18 protein-coding genes are annotated in these 18,195 nt (G+C 64.6%); 14 read left to right on the forward strand and 4 right to left on the reverse strand.

Annotation, left to right across the window (positions count from 1 at the left end; all coding sequences use genetic code 11):
* Positions 1-36: 36 nt before the first annotated feature.
* The 11 genes from urtD to ACLJEU_RS25255 all read left to right on the forward strand — a co-directional run bounded on the left by urtD (position 37) and on the right by ACLJEU_RS25255 (position 9,036).
* On the forward strand, positions 37-813 hold the full coding sequence (gene urtD, locus ACLJEU_RS25205; RefSeq protein ID WP_414661240.1) for an urea ABC transporter ATP-binding protein UrtD: 777 nt from the start codon (positions 37-39) through the stop codon (positions 811-813).
* A 108-nt stretch (positions 814-921) separates the two neighbouring features.
* Positions 922-1,695: an ABC transporter ATP-binding protein gene (locus ACLJEU_RS25210; RefSeq protein WP_414661239.1), complete on the forward strand. Its 774-nt coding sequence runs from the start codon at positions 922-924 to the stop codon at positions 1,693-1,695.
* 181 nt (positions 1,696-1,876) lie between these two features.
* Positions 1,877-2,179: an urease subunit gamma gene (locus ACLJEU_RS25215; RefSeq protein ID WP_414661238.1), complete on the forward strand. Its 303-nt coding sequence runs from the start codon at positions 1,877-1,879 to the stop codon at positions 2,177-2,179.
* A 262-nt stretch (positions 2,180-2,441) separates the two neighbouring features.
* Complete coding sequence (locus tag ACLJEU_RS25220; protein ID WP_414661237.1) at positions 2,442-2,807, forward strand: urease subunit beta; 366 nt, start codon at positions 2,442-2,444, stop codon at positions 2,805-2,807.
* A gap of 340 nt (positions 2,808-3,147) precedes the next feature.
* Positions 3,148-3,576, forward strand: coding sequence for a hypothetical protein (locus ACLJEU_RS25225; RefSeq protein WP_414661236.1), 429 nt, complete (start codon positions 3,148-3,150; stop codon positions 3,574-3,576).
* A 43-nt stretch (positions 3,577-3,619) separates the two neighbouring features.
* On the forward strand, positions 3,620-4,159 hold the full coding sequence (locus tag ACLJEU_RS25230) for a CbrC family protein (protein WP_414661235.1): 540 nt from the start codon (positions 3,620-3,622) through the stop codon (positions 4,157-4,159).
* 195 nt (positions 4,160-4,354) lie between these two features.
* A complete protein-coding gene (ureC, locus tag ACLJEU_RS25235) occupies positions 4,355-6,121 on the forward strand; it encodes an urease subunit alpha (RefSeq protein ID WP_414661234.1) in 1,767 nt (588 codons plus the stop codon).
* Positions 6,122-6,208: 87 nt separating this feature from the next.
* A complete protein-coding gene (locus ACLJEU_RS25240; protein ID WP_414661233.1) occupies positions 6,209-6,670 on the forward strand; it encodes an urease accessory protein UreE in 462 nt (153 codons plus the stop codon).
* Positions 6,642-7,355: an urease accessory protein UreF gene (locus tag ACLJEU_RS25245; RefSeq protein ID WP_414661232.1), complete on the forward strand. Its 714-nt coding sequence runs from the start codon at positions 6,642-6,644 to the stop codon at positions 7,353-7,355. The genes ACLJEU_RS25240 and ACLJEU_RS25245 overlap by 29 nt, the downstream gene beginning before the upstream one ends.
* A gap of 112 nt (positions 7,356-7,467) precedes the next feature.
* Positions 7,468-8,106: an urease accessory protein UreG gene (ureG, locus tag ACLJEU_RS25250; protein ID WP_414661231.1), complete on the forward strand. Its 639-nt coding sequence runs from the start codon at positions 7,468-7,470 to the stop codon at positions 8,104-8,106.
* A 99-nt stretch (positions 8,107-8,205) separates the two neighbouring features.
* Positions 8,206-9,036: an urease accessory protein UreD gene (locus ACLJEU_RS25255; protein WP_414661230.1), complete on the forward strand. Its 831-nt coding sequence runs from the start codon at positions 8,206-8,208 to the stop codon at positions 9,034-9,036.
* 330 nt (positions 9,037-9,366) lie between these two features.
* Here ACLJEU_RS25255 and rpsI read toward each other — a convergent pair whose 3' ends face one another.
* Entirely contained in the window at positions 9,367-9,771 is a 405-nt protein-coding gene (gene rpsI / locus ACLJEU_RS25260) for a 30S ribosomal protein S9 (protein WP_414661229.1), read from the reverse strand.
* 14 nt (positions 9,772-9,785) lie between these two features.
* Positions 9,786-10,214 carry a 50S ribosomal protein L13 gene (gene rplM, locus ACLJEU_RS25265; RefSeq protein WP_414661228.1) on the reverse strand — a complete coding sequence of 143 codons (429 nt, stop codon included), beginning with the start codon at positions 10,212-10,214 and terminating at the stop codon, positions 9,786-9,788.
* 256 nt (positions 10,215-10,470) lie between these two features.
* On the opposite strand from rplM, the gene ACLJEU_RS25270 reads away from it, so the two are divergent.
* Together ACLJEU_RS25270 and ACLJEU_RS25275 are read left to right on the forward strand one after the other, a co-directional pair.
* Positions 10,471-10,878: a DUF423 domain-containing protein gene (locus tag ACLJEU_RS25270; protein WP_414661227.1), complete on the forward strand. Its 408-nt coding sequence runs from the start codon at positions 10,471-10,473 to the stop codon at positions 10,876-10,878.
* A gap of 8 nt (positions 10,879-10,886) precedes the next feature.
* Positions 10,887-12,335, forward strand: coding sequence for a CCA tRNA nucleotidyltransferase (locus tag ACLJEU_RS25275; RefSeq protein ID WP_414661226.1), 1,449 nt, complete (start codon positions 10,887-10,889; stop codon positions 12,333-12,335).
* Between the two features lie 139 nt (positions 12,336-12,474).
* On the opposite strand, the gene ACLJEU_RS25280 is transcribed toward ACLJEU_RS25275, so the two are convergent.
* Entirely contained in the window at positions 12,475-12,981 is a 507-nt protein-coding gene (locus ACLJEU_RS25280) for an MOSC domain-containing protein (RefSeq protein WP_414661225.1), read from the reverse strand.
* 130 nt (positions 12,982-13,111) lie between these two features.
* Between ACLJEU_RS25280 and ACLJEU_RS25285 the strand changes: the two genes are divergently transcribed.
* Positions 13,112-15,154 carry an alpha/beta hydrolase family protein gene (locus tag ACLJEU_RS25285; protein ID WP_414661224.1) on the forward strand — a complete coding sequence of 681 codons (2,043 nt, stop codon included), beginning with the start codon at positions 13,112-13,114 and terminating at the stop codon, positions 15,152-15,154.
* Between the two features lie 27 nt (positions 15,155-15,181).
* Here the strand turns inward: ACLJEU_RS25285 and ACLJEU_RS25290 are convergent, their stop codons facing one another.
* Entirely contained in the window at positions 15,182-18,136 is a 2,955-nt protein-coding gene (locus ACLJEU_RS25290; RefSeq protein WP_414661223.1) for a TonB-dependent receptor plug domain-containing protein, read from the reverse strand.
* Positions 18,137-18,195: the final 59 nt, after the last annotated feature.

Consider the following 18,195-nt stretch of genomic DNA (forward strand, 5'->3'; position numbering starts at 1 on the left):
TAACCGCCCCGCCACTCTCAACCACGCCGCGCGCCCATGCCGCATCCGCTACTCGCCGTCGAGGACGTCTCGAAAACCTATGATGGCTTCAAGGCCATCACGAACCTCACCTTCTACCTCTACGAGGGAGAGCTGCGCACGGTCATCGGTCCCAACGGCGCGGGCAAATCGACGTTCTTCGATCTCATCACCGGCCGCGCGAAGCCCGACAAAGGCAAAATCGACTTCGGCAGCAGCGCCGCCACCAGCCACGACCTAACCGCTCTGAACGAATACGAGATCAACCGCCTCGGCATCGGCCGGAAATTCCAGACCCCGAGCGTCTACACGGAGCACACGGTGTGGGACAATCTCGTGCTCTCGCTCAAGGGCCCGCGCGGCGTATTCGCTTCCCTGTTGCACCGGCTGACCTCGACGGATCGGGATCACATCGACGAGATCCTGAAGACCGTCCGCCTCGACACCAAACGCCACTGGAAGGCCGGGCTGCTCGCCCACGGCGAAAAGCAGTGGCTCGAGATCGGCATGCTGCTCGCGCAGGACCCGAAGGTGCTCCTCGTTGACGAACCCGCCGCCGGCATGACCGACGACGAAACCGATCGCACGGGCGACTTGCTGCTGTCCCTCGCGGGCAAGCACAGCCTCATCGTGATCGAACACGACATGGCTTTCGTGAAACAGATCGCCAAAAACGGCCAGGTGACCGTGCTTCATCAAGGCTCCGTCCTCTGCGAAGGAAAATTCGACGAGGTGCAATCCAACGAAAAAGTCCGCGAGGTCTATCTCGGCCGCGGCAAACACGGCACGCGCTGAGCAATCCATGACTCACCACCAAGACACAGAGGCACAAAGCAGGCCGCGGATTCCTGCCGAATCTTTGTGTCTTCGTGCCTTCGTGGTTCACTCGCCCGTGGTTCACCCATGACCGCTCTCCTCGAACTCAAATCCGTCGAAACGTACATCGGCGGTTCGCGCATTCTCCGCGGCGTCGATCTTGAGATCAACCCGGGCGAGGTCGTCGCGTTGATGGGCCGCAACGGCGTGGGCAAGACCACGACGCTCCGCTCCATCACGGGAGTGCTGCCGGTTCGCGCCGGCACGATCACGCTCAACGGCGAGTCGATCGAGAAGCTGCCGATGGACGTGCGTGCGCGCGCCGGCATCGGCTACGTGCCGCAGGGCCGTGACATCTTCCCTCACCTCACCGTCGAGGAAAACCTCCACGTCGGTCTTGTGGTCCACGGCCGCAAGGGTGCCGCCGCCAAGGCGAGCCTCGATCGCGTGTTCACGCTCTTTCCCGTGTTGAAGGAAATGCTCGCGCGCAAAGGTGGCGTGCTGTCGGGCGGACAGCAGCAGCAACTCGCGATCGGTCGCGCGCTGCTGACCAATCCGAAGCTGCTGATTCTCGACGAACCGACGGAGGGCATCCAGCCGTCGATCATCGAGCAAATCGGTGACACGCTGAAGAAACTCAAAGTCGAGGGCTTCGGCCACAACTACTCGGAGGAAGTGCAGAACGCCGTGAAAATCCTGAAGGCCGAGGGCAATCTCGCGATTCTCCTCGTGGAGCAGTTCGTCGATTTCTGCCGCGAGTGCGCCGATCGCTTCTACGCCATGGATCGCGGCGTCGTGGTCGTCTCCGGTCCCATCGCCACGCTTACCGACGAGGTCGTGAAGGAACATCTGCAGGTGTGAAGACCGAAAATGAACCTTTGAATTCAAAAGCCAGGAAGCCAAGAATCTGCCCAGGAATTCTGGTCGCAGGAATCGAATCTTTCTTCGTGATCTCGCCACTCCCCCCCCCTGGTTGATTCAACAGCTAGAATTCTGATGTCTTCTTCCTGGTTTTCTGGCTTTAGAATTAATCCCTCGCCCGATGCACCTCACCCCTCGCGAACGCGAAAAACTTCTGATCGTTGTCGCCGCTGATCTCGCTCGTCGCCGCCAGGCGCGCGGGGTGAAGCTGAACTATCCGGAGAGCATCGCGATCATCACGTACGAGATCATCGAAGGCGCGCGCGACGGAAAATCCGTGGCCGAACTCATGAGCTACGGCACCACCATCCTCAAACTCAGCGACGTCATGGAAGGCGTGCCGGAGATGATCCACGATGTGCAAGTCGAGGCCACGTTTCCCGACGGCACGAAACTCGTGACCGTGCATCATCCGATTCGGTGATCGGTCAATTGCGGATTTCGGATTGCGAATTGCGGATTCCCTGAAAAGCAACGCCTCTCGCCTCTCGCCTCTCGCCTCTCGCCTCTCGCCTCTCGCCTCTCGCCTCTCGCCTCTCGCCTCTCGCCTCTCGCCTCTCGCCTCTCGCCTCTCGCCTCTCGCCTCTCGCCTCTCGCCTCTCGCCTCTCGCCTCTCGCCTCTCGCCTCTCGCCTCTCGCCTCTCGCCTCTCCAATCCGCAATCCGAAATTCGCGATCCACCATTCCATGATTCCTGGAGAAATCATTCCCGCGGCCGATGCCGCCGCCCTCGACGCCAACGTCAACCTCGCGACGTCCACGCTGGAGGTGACCAACACCGGCGATCGTCCGATTCAGGTCGGCTCGCACTATCACTTTTTCGAGACCAACGAAGCCCTCCGCTTCGATCGCGCGGCCTCACGCGGCTTTCGTTTGAACATTCCCGCCGGCACCGCGGTGCGCTTCGAGGCCGGCGACACCAAGCGCGTTGAACTCGTCGCCCTCGCCGGCCTGCGCGAAGTCTACGGGCTCAATGCGAAGATCAACGGCAAGCTCGACGCCAAGCCAAAGGCCAAGCCCGCGGCGAAAACCCGCGCGGTCCGCCGCCGCTGACGTTCCACGCGCTCACGTTCTCACGCTCGCCACCACGAGCGTGCACACGTGAAGCGACGCGACTCATACCAATCGCCCTTTGCCTTTGGACTTTAGCCGTGGCTACGAGCGCCAGCGAGTGGCCGTTCGGCCACTCGCTGGCGCTCGTAGCCACGATCGATCCAGAAGTCCAAAAGCAAGGAGCGATTGGTATCAGGTCGTTGCTGATGCCGCCGCGGTCGTTCTCCCTGACCGATAGGCGTACCCGTTTCGCCTTTCGCCCCATGGGATTTTTCGAGGGCGCGTGCTAGGGTCGCGGCAGACGCTCTCGCGCGTCACGCTCACCCAATCCACCGGCTCCATGACCACGCTCTCCCTGCCGCTGCTCGAGACGCCCGCCTCCGATGACACCGTCGTGCGCGAACCGCTCGCCTACGTCGATGCCTTCGACGCCGTGACCAACACGGATCACGCCCTGCTGGCTTTCAAGGAAACCCATCGCGCGTCCGGCGTCTGGTGGGTGCGGATCAACGCCCTCGACGGCGGGCACTCGGTCTTTCATCCCAACGCCCTCCGTCTCCAAGCGCGCGCCGCGAGCGCCGAAGGCCGTTCTTCCTTCACGTGGGGCCGTCACCGCGCGCCCACGCCCACCGATCCCCGCCAATTCAGCCTGCGCGTGAAAGTGCGGCACGGCGAACCCGTCGCCGTCGAAATGACGCTGCGACTGCGGCGCTTTGACCACAGCGCGGACGAATCCAGAGTGGTGACATTTCCCTGGCCTGTCTTGTGATCCTGGGAGCGCAGGCGTCCCGCCTGCGCTCCCGACTTCTCCCATGTCGCTGCCGCAATTTCCCTTCCATCCGGACCCCGTCCGCAGCGGGAGCGTCGTCGCGTCGGACAAAAAGTGCCGTTGCTGCGGTCAAAAACGCGGCTGGATCTACTCCGGGCCCGTCTACGCCGAAAAAGACCTCGACGATTCGCTGTGTCCCTGGTGCATCGCGGACGGCAAGGCGCACACGACGTTCGATGCGACCTTCGTCGACTCCGAGGCGTTCGCCGCCGACACGCCCACCGCGACGATCGACGAAGTCACCCAGCGCACTCCCGGCTTTGCCACGTTTCAATCCGAGCGCTGGCCCTCGTGCTGCGGCGAACCCGGAGCGTTCGTCACGCCGGCCGGCATTGCAGAAATTCGCCAGCACTTCCGCGCCATGGAAGGCGAGCTCATGAGTTTCATCGTGTACGAGCTGGGCGTGTCCGGCGGCGCCGCGAATAAGCTGCTCGAGTCGCTGCAACGCGACCGCAGCCCGACCGCCTTCGTGTTTCAATGCCGGAAATGTGCGCGGCCCTTCGGCTACGTGGACACCGTCTGAGCCAGGGTAGAGAGGGATTCGTAAGGAGTGGTCATCGGACCGCGACCGCCCCCGGTCGCCTTCTGCCCCGATGCGACCGGGGGCGGTCGCGGTCCCACGATTCCAGATTCCCAGACAGCCGCCGCGCCAGAGTTGAACCCGGCCCGCTTCGTGCTTAGGGATTCATCGAACCGGTCCTGGTCATTCGAAAACCTCATGCCACTGAAACTTTCCCGGCGCCAATACGCCGAAATGTACGGCCCCACCGTCGGCGATCGCGTCCGCCTCGCTGACACCGAATTGTTCGTCCAAGTTGAACGCGATCTGATCGCCGAGGGCGGCGGCTACGGCAACGAGATCAAGTTCGGCGGCGGCAAGGTCATCCGCGACGGCATGGGCCAGTCACCCACCGCCCTCGATGCCGACTGTCTGGACCTCGTCATCACCAACGCCCTGATCCTCGATCCGATCCTCGGCATCATCAAAGCCGACATTGGGATCAAGCACGGCGTCATTGTCGGCATCGGCCACGCCGGCAATCCGGGTATCCAGAGCGGTCTCGGTTCGATCTACGCCGATCCCAAAACCAAGAAGAAGAATCCGATGATCGTCGGCGCGGCGACCGAAGTGCTCGCCGGCGAGGGCAGCATCGTCACGGCCGGCGGCATCGACACGCATATCCATTTCATCTGCCCGCAGCAGATCGACGAGGCCATCAGCGCGGGCATCACGACGATGCTCGGCGGCGGCACCGGTCCGGCCACGGGCACGTTTGCCACGACCTGCACGCCCGGCCGCTGGAACATGCATCGCATGCTCGAGGCCGCCGAGGCGTACCCGATGAACCTCGGGTTTCTCGGCAAGGGCAACTGCGGCACCGCCGCCCCGCTGCGCGAACAAATCCTGGCCGGCGCCATCGGCCTGAAACTCCACGAGGACTGGGGCACGACGCCCGCGGCAATCGACGTGTGTCTCGGCGTGGCCGACGAGTTCGACGTCCAGGTCGCGATTCACACCGACACGCTCAACGAGTCCGGTTTCGTCGACGATTCGATCCGTGCCTTCAAGGGCCGCACGATCCACACCTTTCACTCGGAAGGCGCCGGCGGCGGCCACGCGCCGGACATCATCCGCGTCTGCGGCGAGGCCAACGTCCTGCCGTCGTCGACCAATCCGACGCGTCCTTTCACCGTGAATACGATCGATGAGCACCTCGACATGCTCATGGTCTGTCATCACCTCGACTCGAAGATTCCCGAGGACGTCGCCTTCGCCGAGTCGCGCATCCGGCCCGAGACGATTGCCGCCGAGGACTGCCTGCACGATCTCGGCGCCATCTCGATGATGTCGTCGGACTCGCAGGCGATGGGTCGCATCGGCGAAGTCATCATCCGCACGTGGCAGACCGCGCACAAGATGAAGACCCAGTTCGGCGTCCTCAGCGGCAAATCGCACCCGGCCGCCGACAACTTCCGCGCGCTGCGCTATCTCGCCAAGTACACGATCAATCCCGCGATCGCCCACGGCATCAGTCACATCGTCGGCTCGCTCGAAGTCGGCAAACTCGCGGATCTCGTCCTCTTCAAGCCCGCGCTCTTCGGCGTGAAACCCGAGCTGGTGTTGAAGGGCGGATTCATCGCCTGGGCCAACATGGGCGATCCGAACGCGTCGATCCCCACGCCCCAGCCCACGTTCTATCGCCCGCAGTTCGGCGCCGCGGGCAAGGCCCTCGCGTCAACCAACGTGACCTTCGTCAGCGAAGCCTCGTTGAAGAAAGGCAAACTCCGCGACCTAGGCCTGTCCCGCCGGCTCGAACCCGTGAAGCGCTGCCGCAAGGTCGGCAAACGCGACATGGTGCTCAACGACGCGCTGCCGAAGATCGAAGTGGATCCCGAGACGTACACCGTGAAAGCCGACGGACGTATTCTCACCTGCGAACCCGCCAAGGTGCTCCCGATGGCCCAACGATATTTCCTCTTTTGAGCTTTTGAACCACAAAGACACGGAGGCACAAAGGCCAAGCCGGTCTACTCTGTGCCTTTGGGTCTTTGTGGTTAAATTTCCGTCTCGATGCGTTTGATCCAAGCTCCGCTCGCGTCAGCCGATCCCGCGCTGCCCGAGATCGTCCTCTCCGTTGATCGTTTCGCGCTCGCCAAGCGTATCTGGCGCAGCACGGCGGCCGACGGCACCGAGTTCGGTTTTGAGCTGAATGCTCCCCTCAAGTCGGGTGACTGCTTTTTTCAAACGCCGACGGCGCGTTACGTCGTACGCCAAACGGAGGAACCGGTGGTCGAGATCTCACTCGACGTTGCGCCGTCCGCCGCCGCCGGCATCGGCTGGGCCATCGGCAATCTCCACCTCGAACTCTCGGCGGAGCCGCAGCGGTTAGTCGCCGCGGATGAGCCGGCGATCCGCCAACTCCTCGATCGGCTGAAAGTCCCCTATCGCACGTCGACGGCCGTGTTTCGTCCCGGCCGCTTCGCGCGCGGCGCCCAACCCAACCATGAACTCGGACCCAGCCACCGGCACTGACGGCGCGTGGATCGTCGGGCTGCTGCAGACGGGCGATTCCTTCTACCCGACGGGCAGCTACGCGCATTCGTTCGGCCTCGAGGGGTTGGTGCAGGAAGGGGTCGTTCGCGATCGCGCCACGTTGCACGCCTGGCTGTTTCGCTCCGTGCTGCCCGCGCTGCAACACACCGATCTGCCGATCGCGGCGCACGCCTGGCGGGCGTTCGGTTCCGACGATTGGAAAACCGTCGGTGAACTCTGCGTGCTGTCCTCGGCGCTGAAATCCGCGCGCGAGGCCCGCGAGGCCTCGGACCGGATCGGTCGGCAACGCGCTGAACTCGCGGCCAATCTGAGAGCATCACCCCTCGCCCGCGAATTCCTGCGCCGAGCCGAAGCGCACCAGTGGCCGTGTGCCGCACCGGTCTCGGCCGCACTTGAAGGCCGGGCGCTGGGTGCGCCGCTCCCCGCCGTACTTGCCGGCGTCACCTACGCCAGCGTCGCCGCGCTACTCTCCGCCGCGATGAAACTGCTGCGGCTCGGCCAGAACGGGGCGCAAACGTTGCTCACGGAAGCGCTGGCCACCGCGCCCGTGATGATCACCACCGCGATGACAATCCCCGTCGATGACATCGGCTGGTTCAACCCGTGGCTCGACATCGCCGCCGCGCGACACGAGACGGCGGATGCACGCATGTTCATCTCGTAGAGGTAGCGAGTAGTGGGTAGCGCGTAGCGAGCATTCAATCCACCAAACCCCACGGGATCCCGACTACTAATCTCTACTCGCTGCTCACTACCCGCTACTCGCAACTCCTATCATGACTCGTCCTCCCCGAATTGGTATCGGCGGCCCCGTGGGCTCCGGCAAGACCATGCTCTGCCTCAAGCTCTGCCAGCGACTGCGCGAGCGCTACTCGATGGCCGTCGTCACGAACGATATTTACTGTTCTGAGGACGCCCAGTTTCTCATTCGGCAAAGTGCGCTGCCGGCCGAGCGGATCGTGGGCGTGGAGACGGGCGGTTGCCCGCACACCGCGATTCGCGACGACACCACGATGAACGAACAGGCGTGCCGCGCGCTCGAGACGAAGTTCGCCGCCGACCTCGAACTCACGCTCGTCGAGAGCGGCGGCGACAATCTCACCGCCACGTTTTCGCCGGAACTGGTCGACGCCTTCATCTACGTCATCGACGTGGCCGAGGGTGACAAGATCCCGCGCAAGGGCGGCCCGGCAATCCGGCACAGCGATCTACTCATCATCAACAAAATCGATCTCGCCCCCCTCGTCGGCGCCGACTTGGGCGTGATGGATCGCGATGCCAAAGTGCAGCGCGGCGCGCGGCCGTTCCTGTTCTGCGATCTGAAACGGGAGCACAATCTTGACGCCGTGATCGCGTGGCTGGAGCACACGGTGTTGTTTGGACGGAAGGCGGGCACCCGGATCCAGGACGAATGAGCGACGTCCAAAGGCTGGGACCGCGACCGCCCCCGGTCGCCTTCGCCGTGCAAGCGACCGAGGGCGGTCGCGGTCCCGCTGCCTACACGTTCAACCGCGATGTCTGAACTTTCCGGCCATCTCTCCTTGCGCGCCGCCGTCCGCGATCACGGCCGCACCGTGCTCGCGACGCAGTCATTTCGCGCGCCGTATCACCTGAGCAAGCCGTATTGGGATGCGGATACGCGCACGCTACTCGTGCAGGTGGTGAATCCGACCGCCGGAATCCTCGCGGGCGACCGGCTCGAATCGCAGATCGCGGTCGATGCTGGCGCCTGCCTCCTTGTCACCACGCCGAGCGCGAGCCGGTTGTTTCAGATGCAGGGCGGCGCCGCCGAGTGCCGGCAACAGTTTTCCGTGGCGGCCGGGGGCTGGCTCGAAGTGATGCCCGAAGCCCTGGTGCCGCACCGCGGATCGCGTTACCGCCAGATCACCACGGTGGACGTCGCAGCGGACGGCGCGTTGTTCTTCGTGGATCAACTCCTGCCCGGCCGAATCGGGCACGGCGAAACGTGGGCGTGGGATCGGCTTTGCCTCGAACTGACCGTCCGCGTGGCCGGCGAACTCGCGCTGCGGGAACGCTGGGATCAGAGCGGCGAGGAACTCCGCGCGCTGGCCGAACTGGCCGGCTCCGGGCCCACGGCGTGTTTCGCCAATGCCGTCCTGCTCGGACCGAATTCGGTCAGCGCGAGCGCCGCGCCTTGGCTGGCCGAAATTTCAGCCCTTCATCGCGAGGGACTGTGGCTGGGGGCGAGCGTACTCCGCCGCGGCGGCTGGAGCATCAAGCTGGTGGCCACCGACGCGCTCCGTTTGCGCGACGGCCTGCGCGATCTGCGCCGGATCCTGGCGGTTTATTTTCCGCGGCTCGCCTGCGATCCGCGCAAACTCTGAGCTGGAGCCAGTCGGCGGCGACGCACCGCCTGCACCGCAAGCAGGACACTTCCACCCAGCGCGGCCATGCACCCAAGCGTTGCGAGCGGATAATCCGCGAGGTGACCGAAGTCCCACGTCAGATCGTGACCCTCGTGCCCCGGGTGAGCGTGGGCCCAACCGGCCAACGCAACGAAAACGGCGGCAAACAGGGCGGTCCGACGGACGGAGGGTTTCATGGCGACCACGGTTAGCAGGCTGCATTCCAATCCGCCAACCCAGAAAAACAAAACGCCGTCCGCGGTAAAGCGGACGGCGTGGGGATAAAACAGGGATTTGGTAGCGTGAAACTTAGCGCTTCGAGAACTGGAACCGCTTGCGGGCGCCCGGCTGGCCGGCCTTCTTACGTTCCTTCTCGCGCGGGTCGCGCTTGATGTGTCCGGCCTTCTTGAGGGCCGGACGAAGCTCGGCGTTCATCTTTTGCAGCGCGCGGGCGATGCCGTGAGCGACCGCACCGGCCTGGCCGGCGACGCCGCCACCCGCCACATTGGCGGTGACATCGATCTTTTCCCGCAGGTCGACGACCAACAGGGGCGCGTACGCTTGCTTAGAGAAGTTCTCGTGGGAGAAGTAGCTGTCAAACTCGCGACCGTTCACGAGGAGTTTGCCGGTGCCCTCGGTGATACGCACACGGGCGGTCGAGGTTTTGCGACGGCCGGTGCCGAGGAAGACGTTGGCGGGTGTAGCAGCGCTCATGTTCTAGCGGTTAATCAGACGGAAATTTTCTGGGGATTGCCGGCCTCGTGCGTGTGCTTCTCGCCCGCGAACACGCGGAGCTTGGTGAGCATCTTCGCCGCAATCCGGTTCTTCGGGAGCATGCCTTTGACAGCGCGCTCGATAATGAACTCCGGGTGCTTCTCACGCATCAGGGAAACCTTGCGGTAGCTCTCGCCACCGACAAAGCCGGAGAAGAACATGTACTCGTTCTGCTCTTCCTTGCGGCCGGTGAGGACGACCTTCTCCGCATTGATGACTACAACGAAATCGCCGGTGTCGACGCTGGGTGTGTAGGAAGGCTTGTGGCGGCCACGGATGATGTTGGCGGCCTTGACGGCGAGACGACCGAGCGGAACCCCCTTGGCATCGATAAGATACCACTTGGGTTGCACCGTCTCCTTCTTGGCGAGGAACGTTTTCATGCGAAAAGAGGCCAAGAGCTAAGGTCAAAAGAAAGGGTGTCAACGCCCTTTTATGCCCCGGAAGAAGATCGCCGGAAATACCCGTTTTTCTCCGGAGAACGCGCCCTGCAGCCGCTGCCCTGCACGCTGCGGCAGAAATGCAGCCACGCGAGCTACAAAACGTGCGCGGCGCCCGCCGATCGCCTGCGAGGCCTCGCCGTGTGGATGGCAACACGCGGTCTTGTTTCCCCTCGCCGATCTGCGAACGTCGGCACTCATGAGCAACCCCTCGAGACAAGCTGCGTTTCCCCTGCTCGCCGCGGGTATTCTGGGCCTGACCGGTGTGGCAATGGGCGCGATGGGCGCCCACGCGATGAAGGCGACGCTCGCCGAACGCGGCATGATGCAGGCCTGGGAAACGGCGGCGCGCTACCACCTGTTTCACGCCGTCGGCTTGATTGGCATTGCGGCGTGGATGCGCGCGGCCAACGGCGACGGTGGGATGGGAAAACTGATCTGGGCCGCGCGGCTCTGGGTCATCGGCACGCTGCTGTTTTCAGGATCGCTTTACTGGCTGGCCATCGGCGGACCGCGCTGGCTCGGACCCATCACGCCGCTCGGCGGGGTCGCTTTCATGATCGGCTGGCTGCTGGTGGCGCTCACCGCACTGGCCCGGCGCACGTGACGCCCGGCATGCCCGTTGATCTCAGACTTCCGGCTGACCTGCGCGCGATGCTCGACGCCGTCCGCCGCGTCGGTCGGCCGCGGCTCGTCGGTGGCGGCGTGCGCGACTGGCTGCTCGGACTCGCGCCCAAGGATTTCGACGTCGAGGTCGCCGGCGTGGATTTCGAAACCCTGCATCGCGCGCTGGTGCCCTTCGGTTCAACGGATGTGGTCGGGCGCAGCTTCGGCGTGATCAAGGTGCGCAGTCGCGCCACCGGCGACGAATACGATTTCTCGCTGCCGCGGCGCGAATCCAAGACGGGTGCGGGCCACCGCGGTTTCGCCGTGCAACCGGATCCGATGCTGAGCGACGCCGATGCCGCCGCCCGCCGCGACTTCACGCTCAACGCCATCGCGCTGGATCCGTTTACCGGCGAGCTCATCGACCCGCACCACGGGCAACGCGATCTCGCGGCGCGCGTGCTGCGCCACACCAGCGAGGCCTTCGCGGAGGATCCCCTGCGCGTCCTCCGCGCCTTCCAGCTCGCCGCCCGCTTCGACTTTTCCCTCGCGCCTGAAACCGCCGACCTCTGCCGCCGCATCGCACCCACGTATCCTGAACTCCCGGTTGAACGGGTCTGGGGCGAGTGGGACAAATGGGCCACGAAAGCCACCGTGCCCTCGCGCGGACTCACCGTCCTCGAGCAAACCGGCTGGCTGCAGCACTTCCCGGAAATCGCCGCGCTACGCGGCACGCGGCAGGACCCGGAGTGGCATCCGGAAGGCGATGTGTTCACGCACACCCAACACTGTCTCGATGCTGTCGTCGACCTCGACGACTGGAAATCGGGCAACGCGCGGCAACGGCGGCTGCTGATGGTTGCCGTGCTGGCCCACGACTTCGGCAAACCCGCCACCACGGCCTACGCGGAAAAACGCGGCGTGATGCGGTGGATCAGTCCGGGCCACGAGCCCGCCGGCGGTCCGCTGGCCGTCACGTTCCTCCGCCGCATCGGCGCGCCGCTCGACTACGACGCGCCCGTGAGCGCACTGGTGGTCAACCACCTCGCACATCATCACGGGCAGACAGAGTTCACCGACACCAGCGTCCGCCGCCTGGCCCGGCGTCTCGCGCCTGCCACGATCGACGACCTTGCCGCCGTGATGCGGGCCGACGCGAACGGCCGGCCGCCGCTGGCGTCACCCGAAACCCACGCCCGCATCGACCAATTGCTGGCGAAGGCGCACGCGCTCCAACTCACCGACGCCGCGCCGAAACCGATCCTGCTCGGACGGCACTTGATCGCCCTCGGCCACAAGCCCGGTGCGATGTTCAAACCGGTCCTGGATGAAGCGTTCGAGGCCCAGCTCGACGGTGCGTTCACCGACGAGGCCGGTGGCCTCGTCTGGCTGAGAGCGCACGTGAGCGCGCGCGAGGCGGGGGGATGGGAGTGGTCGGAGTTGAGAGTTGAGGGCTGAGAGTTGAGAGAAAACCGGCTCGATGGCACGGTCACTCCTTTCCAGGCGCAAGGTCTCCTGCCTCCCGTCAACTGTCTCCTGCTTCCGATTTCCGATCTCCGATCTCCGGTCTCCGGTCTCCGGTATCCGGTTTCCAAAGCTATCCCAACGCCAGCACGCCGTGCACGTGGAGTTCGTTTGCGCCGCGGCGGAGTTCGCCGTCGGTCAGAATTTTCGCGCGCAACCCGCCGCGACCGCGCAGCCAGACTTCAGCCCCCGGGGCGACGACGGCGTTCATCCAGTGACACGGCTTGGATTCGGAGACGCCTTCAAACTCCACCCCGCCAAGCGCGAAGCGCACGCCGATCAGATCATTCAGATGCGGGCCCTCGATGATCACGTTCCGGCGAAACGCCTCGGGCGCGAGGTGCGGCACGCCGAGTTCGCGCCGCGCGGCCTGCACCACTTCCCAGGCGAAGAACGTGATCTGGCCGTTGTAGTCGGGACGGTAGCCAAAGAAACGATCGCCCTCCAACCCCAAGCCCGCCCGACAGGTCACCATCGGACGATCGCTCACTGCGTGCGTCCCGGGCGGTTGACCGTGCCGGCCGAAGAAATTATGGCCCGGCGAAACGAAGAGGTGATGGACGGTGACAGTGGACTTCACGGCGACGGGAACACCGGACCACACTCCGGGCGGCGACGCAAATCGTCTCCGTCCCCAGGCGGAACAACGCGGCTCCGCCTCCTCCCGGGGCATTGACTCCACGCGCCATCCGCACTGATTCGGACGCACCATGACACCCGGGCGCCTGCGCGCATCCACGCTGGGGATTTTTCTTTTGCTGGCGGCGATCGCCGCCGTGGCCCCGTCGGGATTTGTCCCCGCGATCCGCGCCGCGGATACGCCGGCGGACCGTCTCCCCGTCGATCAGTTCTTCAGCCTGCCCAACCTGCGGCAGCCGCGCCTGTCGCCGGACGGCAGCAAGATCGCGTTTCTCTTTCCGCATGAGAAGAAGATGGCGCTCGGCGTGTTTGATCGCGCGACGAAGGAGTCGCAGATGGTGCTGCGCGGAACCGACGAGAGCATTCACCGCTTCTACTGGAAGGGAAATGATCGGATTCTGTTTGAGGCGGACGTGGCGGGCAACGAATCGTTCTTCATCGGCTCCACCGATCTCACTGGCAAACGCGTGCTGCGGATCGCGGAGTCGCAGCGGATCGAAAACAACCTCACCGGTGACTTCGCGGGCATCATCGATCCCCTGCCCCTCGACCCTGACCGCATCGCAGTCTTCGGATTCTTTGCCGGCAACATCGACAACGCCACCTTCGTCGGGGGCGCTCCGGTGGTGGCCCGGCTCAATGTGCGCAACCGCGCGATCTCCCCGCTTCTCGAGTTCCGCGACTCGGACCGCTTCGTCTCGTTCTTCGTGGATCACCGGGGCGCCCTGCGGCTGCGGTCGCGGCTCGAGGGCAATCTGCTGGTGTGGGAACACCGCAGCGAGGACGGCCAGGCGTTCAAGCGCGTGGCGGCGCATCCGTTTCACGGTTACGCCGAGACCTGGCACCCCGAGGGGTTTGCGGCCGACAACACCACGCTGTGGCTGATCTCGCGCGAGGACCACGACCGCGGCGCCCTCTACGCCCTGAACACCCGGACCTTTGAACGCGGCCCGCCGATCTTCGTCCCACCCGAGGGCGAGATCACGGAGATCATCACCACGCGCGACCGCTCCCGCCTGCTCGGCGTGCGTTACGAGGCCGAGCGCGAGAAACACCACTGGTTCGATGCCGAACGCGGCGCGCTGCAGGCGAAACTCGAGGGCACGTTTGTCGGCTGCGACGTACGGGTGTCGAGTACGTCGGAGGACGGCAACGTCTCGCTCGTCTGGGTCGGCCATGATCGCGAGCCGGGTGTCTACTACGTGCTCGACCGGAAAGCCGGCTCGCTCGTGCAGTTCAAACGCAGCCGCGACGTCGATCCGGCACGGCTCAGTCCGCGACGCCCGATCCAGTACGCCGCGCGCGACGGCCTCACCATCCACGGCTATCTCACGGTGCCGCGCGGCCAGGAAGGCCGGAAACTCCCGCTCGTCGTGCATCCGCATGGCGGCCCGTTTGGGATTCGCGACTCGTGGGGCTACGACACCGATGCGCAGTTCCTCGCCAGCCGCGGCTACGCGGTGCTGCAACCGAACTACCGCGGCTCGGGTGGTTACGGCCGCGAATTCATCAACCAAGGCCGCCATCAGTGGGGTCGCGCGATGCAGGACGATCTCACGGACGGCGTGAAGTGGGCGATCGCGCAAGGCATCGCCGATCCGGACCGCGTCGCCATCTACGGCGCCAGCTACGGCGGTTACGCTTCACTGATCGGGGTGATGCTGACACCGGATCTCTACTGCTGCGGCGTGAACTACGTCGGAGCCGCCGATCTGGAAATCACCTTCAAGCAGCGCGGCGACGACGCGTGGCGCTACGGCGATGAATTCAGCTACCAACGCGAATGGGTCGGGCCGACGCGCGCCTATCGCGACGCCACCTCGCCCATTCTACTCGCGGATCGAATTGTGGTGCCGACGCTGCACGCGTACGGTGCCGAGGATCCGCGGGTGAAGATAAACCACTGGACCCGCCTCGAGCCGCAGTTGAAGAAATACGGCAAGGACTATCAGGCGATCGTCGAAGGCCGGCAGGGACATGGATTCCGGAACGAGGACGCGTCCGTCTCTTTCTATTCCGTGCTCGAAACGTTTCTGGAGAAAAATCTCCGCGATCCGAAACCGCGCGTGAAGGTCGGGAAGCCGCAGGTCGTGGAGATGCCGGCGAAACCGTAGGGCCGCGCGGAAACGCTCCCGGGACGCTCAGAACTTTCGGCTGACCGACAGATACAGGAACCGGTTTTCAGCCGTGTACAGGTAACCCGGATACCCGGTGCTGTTGCTTCCGCCGCCATAGGCTTGGGGCGGATCCCAGTTGAACAGGTTGCGGACACCGACCGAGACCTTCGTGTCGCGCAACGCCCAACGTTTGTGCGCACGGAAGGCATACGAGACCTGGCCATCCACGAGGAAACGATCCTTCACTTCATAGGCATTGCCCGCCGAGTCAGCGTCCTGGAAGCCGTCCGTATACGTGCCGGCAAAATGCACCGTGAACCCCTTGTACGCCCAGTTGAGATTCACGCGGCCACGCCACTTCAGGTAGCCGTCGGCACCGACGCCAGTCGAGTCGAGGCCGAGGACATTCTGCAGCGGCGCGTCTTTCACGGCCGCACGATCGAACCGCGTCATCACGCTCCAGATCGTCGTCAGCTCCCAGCGGCCCAAGGTGTCCGTCGGCAGCTGATAGCCGGCACTCAAGTCGTAACCCTCGACGTTCGTACGACCGACGTTGTAGAACACGGCGTTGACCGCGCTGATCGCACCGGAGGCGGAGAGGAAAACACTTTCGCCCTCGAGCAATCCGCCCGGGGAAACACCGAAGGCGCGGTAAACAGTGTTCTGCGGATTGGACTGCACCGTGCCGTCGCGCGTGACCGCCCAGAAATCCACGCCGAAGGAAAGTCCCTTGAGCGCCGGCCGCGTCGGCGTCCACACGAAGCCCGCGTTGAAATAGTCCGTCTCCTCCGCCTGCAGGCGCCGGTTACCCCGCAGCGTGATGCGCTGCTCCGGCTCAATGAAGCCATCACGGGGATCGAGAATCGACGACAACACGGGGATCGGCGTCGAATAGAGTTCGAACAACGACGGCTCGCGAAAGCCCTCCGAGTAACTTGCGCGGAAAGTCAGCTGGCGCGCAATCGGCTGCGCGCGCAGGCCGATTTTCGGCACTGTGACATCGCGATCGCTCGTGAAGAAACGCTCGTGCCGGACGGACGCGTTCGCCTCGAGTCGGGGCAGGATCGGGACCTTCGTCTCCAGGAAGACGCCGCCAATCTTCCGCTGCGCCCGCGTGTACGCGCTCGGCGCGAAACCAACCAAGTCTCCAGCAATTCCATACGAGCTGGGATTCTGCTCGAGCTGCTCGTGCCGGAAGTCGCCGCCGAAGGCCAGGCCGACCCCGCCGTGCCGGAGCTTGAAGAGATCACGGGTGGACACGACGGCGCTGACCTGGCCGAGCGACGATTCGTTTTCGTCGCGGACGGTGACCCGCGCGTAGGACTCAAGCGCGGCGTTGCCGGCGATCGGATTGCGGTAGTATCCGAAGGGGTTGTACGGCGTCGTGGTGCCGACGTAGGTGCTGCTGCGCGGATCGAAGATCGGCGAGCTTCCGTTGACCATCTCGTTGAAGCGCGAGGCGGAGTTGAGGCGGTTGCGCGTCTCCTCCCGGATTGAGCTGTAGCTGTACGAAGCGTCGAAATTCCATTTCTCCAGCACGTTCTCGCCCTTGATGCCGGCCGTCGCCATGCGGGCCTCGATTTCGTTGTGGATGATCCGGTTGCCGAAATCGGCGAGACGTCCGCGGGAATCGCCGGCGATGTCCTGGTTGAAGGGATTGAAGACATTGGTCGCTCCGGCGGGCGCGAGACGCTGCACGGTGCCATTGACGAACCGGGTTCCGGGACCGGGAATCTCCCCGAAAAAGGCGGGGGAGCCCGCCGGCACCTGCTGAATAAAGCCCAGCAGCGTGTTGATAACCGTGAGAATCGGATTGGCCGTGCGCGCCGGGATGACCAGCTCCACCTGGCCGGGCGTGCTGAAATCGCCGGTCGGTGACGGCGCCATCTGGTATTCCGCGGAGACGTTCTGATACGAGAGATCGAGATAGCCCTTCACGTTGTCCTTCGCGAACAGCTTGCGCTCGCCGGACAGGTTGGCGCCGATGCGTTCAAACTCCGGATACGAGGTGGCGGACTCGTTCGGGTTGAACGTCGAACTGCGATTCGTCGAGTACGTGTACTGCGACGCCGGCCGCAGGCCGTTGTTCGCCGGGCTCGCGCCGGACTGCGCGAAGAAGATGGCGGAATTCGGCACGCCGCTGATCACTGCATTCACGGGCGCGCCCAGAGCGGCCGCCGCGGCGAAGCGGGTGATTTCGAGGTTGAACGGGCTCGAATTGGGACTCAGCAGCGGCGCGACCGCCGAGTAGGCACGATCGCTGTTTTGAATCGCGGCTTTGCGGTAGTAGTTGAACCCGACGACGACGTTCACCTTGTCCGAGGTCGCACCGGTCGCGAGGTTCGCGACGATCTCTGCCGCGTCCTTGTCCGTCGTGTTGCCGTAGCTGGTGAAAATCTCCGTGCCGTCCAGGCCACGGCGCAACTTGATGTTGATGACACCGGCGACGGCGTCGGCGCCATAGAGGGCGGACGCACCGTCCTTGAGCACCTCGATGGCGTCGATGGCGGACAACGGAATGGAGTTCAGATCGACGAAGGCCGTGGTGCCGCCCACGCCGACCGGATAGGGCGCGACCCGCCGGCCGTTGATCAACACCAGCGTGGCTTCCGGGCCGAGGCCGCGCAGTGAAACCGCCGCGGCCCCCGGCGTGAACCCAGTCGCGTTGTTCGAGATCGGCACGGCGTTGGCGTTGGCCACGGTGATCTTCTGCATCAGATCGGCAGTCGTGGTGGAGCCGGACTCGTCGATGGCTTTGCGGTCGATTCGAATGACGGGCGAGGCACCGGCTTCGATCGCGGTCTCGGTGGACGGGATGTACGAACCGGTCACCACGAAGGGCTCGAGCTTCTGACTGCCCGTGGCGGGGTCGGGAGCAGGAGTGACGGCCTGACCGAATACGGTTCCAGAGAAGAGGCCGATGCACACGGCGGCGAACGTGAGTGCAGCCGGTGGCGTCCACGGACGGAGTGGGTTCATAGATTCGTTCGGCTGGGAGGATGAGGGTGTGGCCGCCACAGGTGCGTGGCGGCGGGTCG

Source organism: Terrisphaera buseokensis (assembly GCF_047521145.2).
Lineage (GTDB): Bacteria > Verrucomicrobiota > Verrucomicrobiia > Opitutales > Opitutaceae > ER46.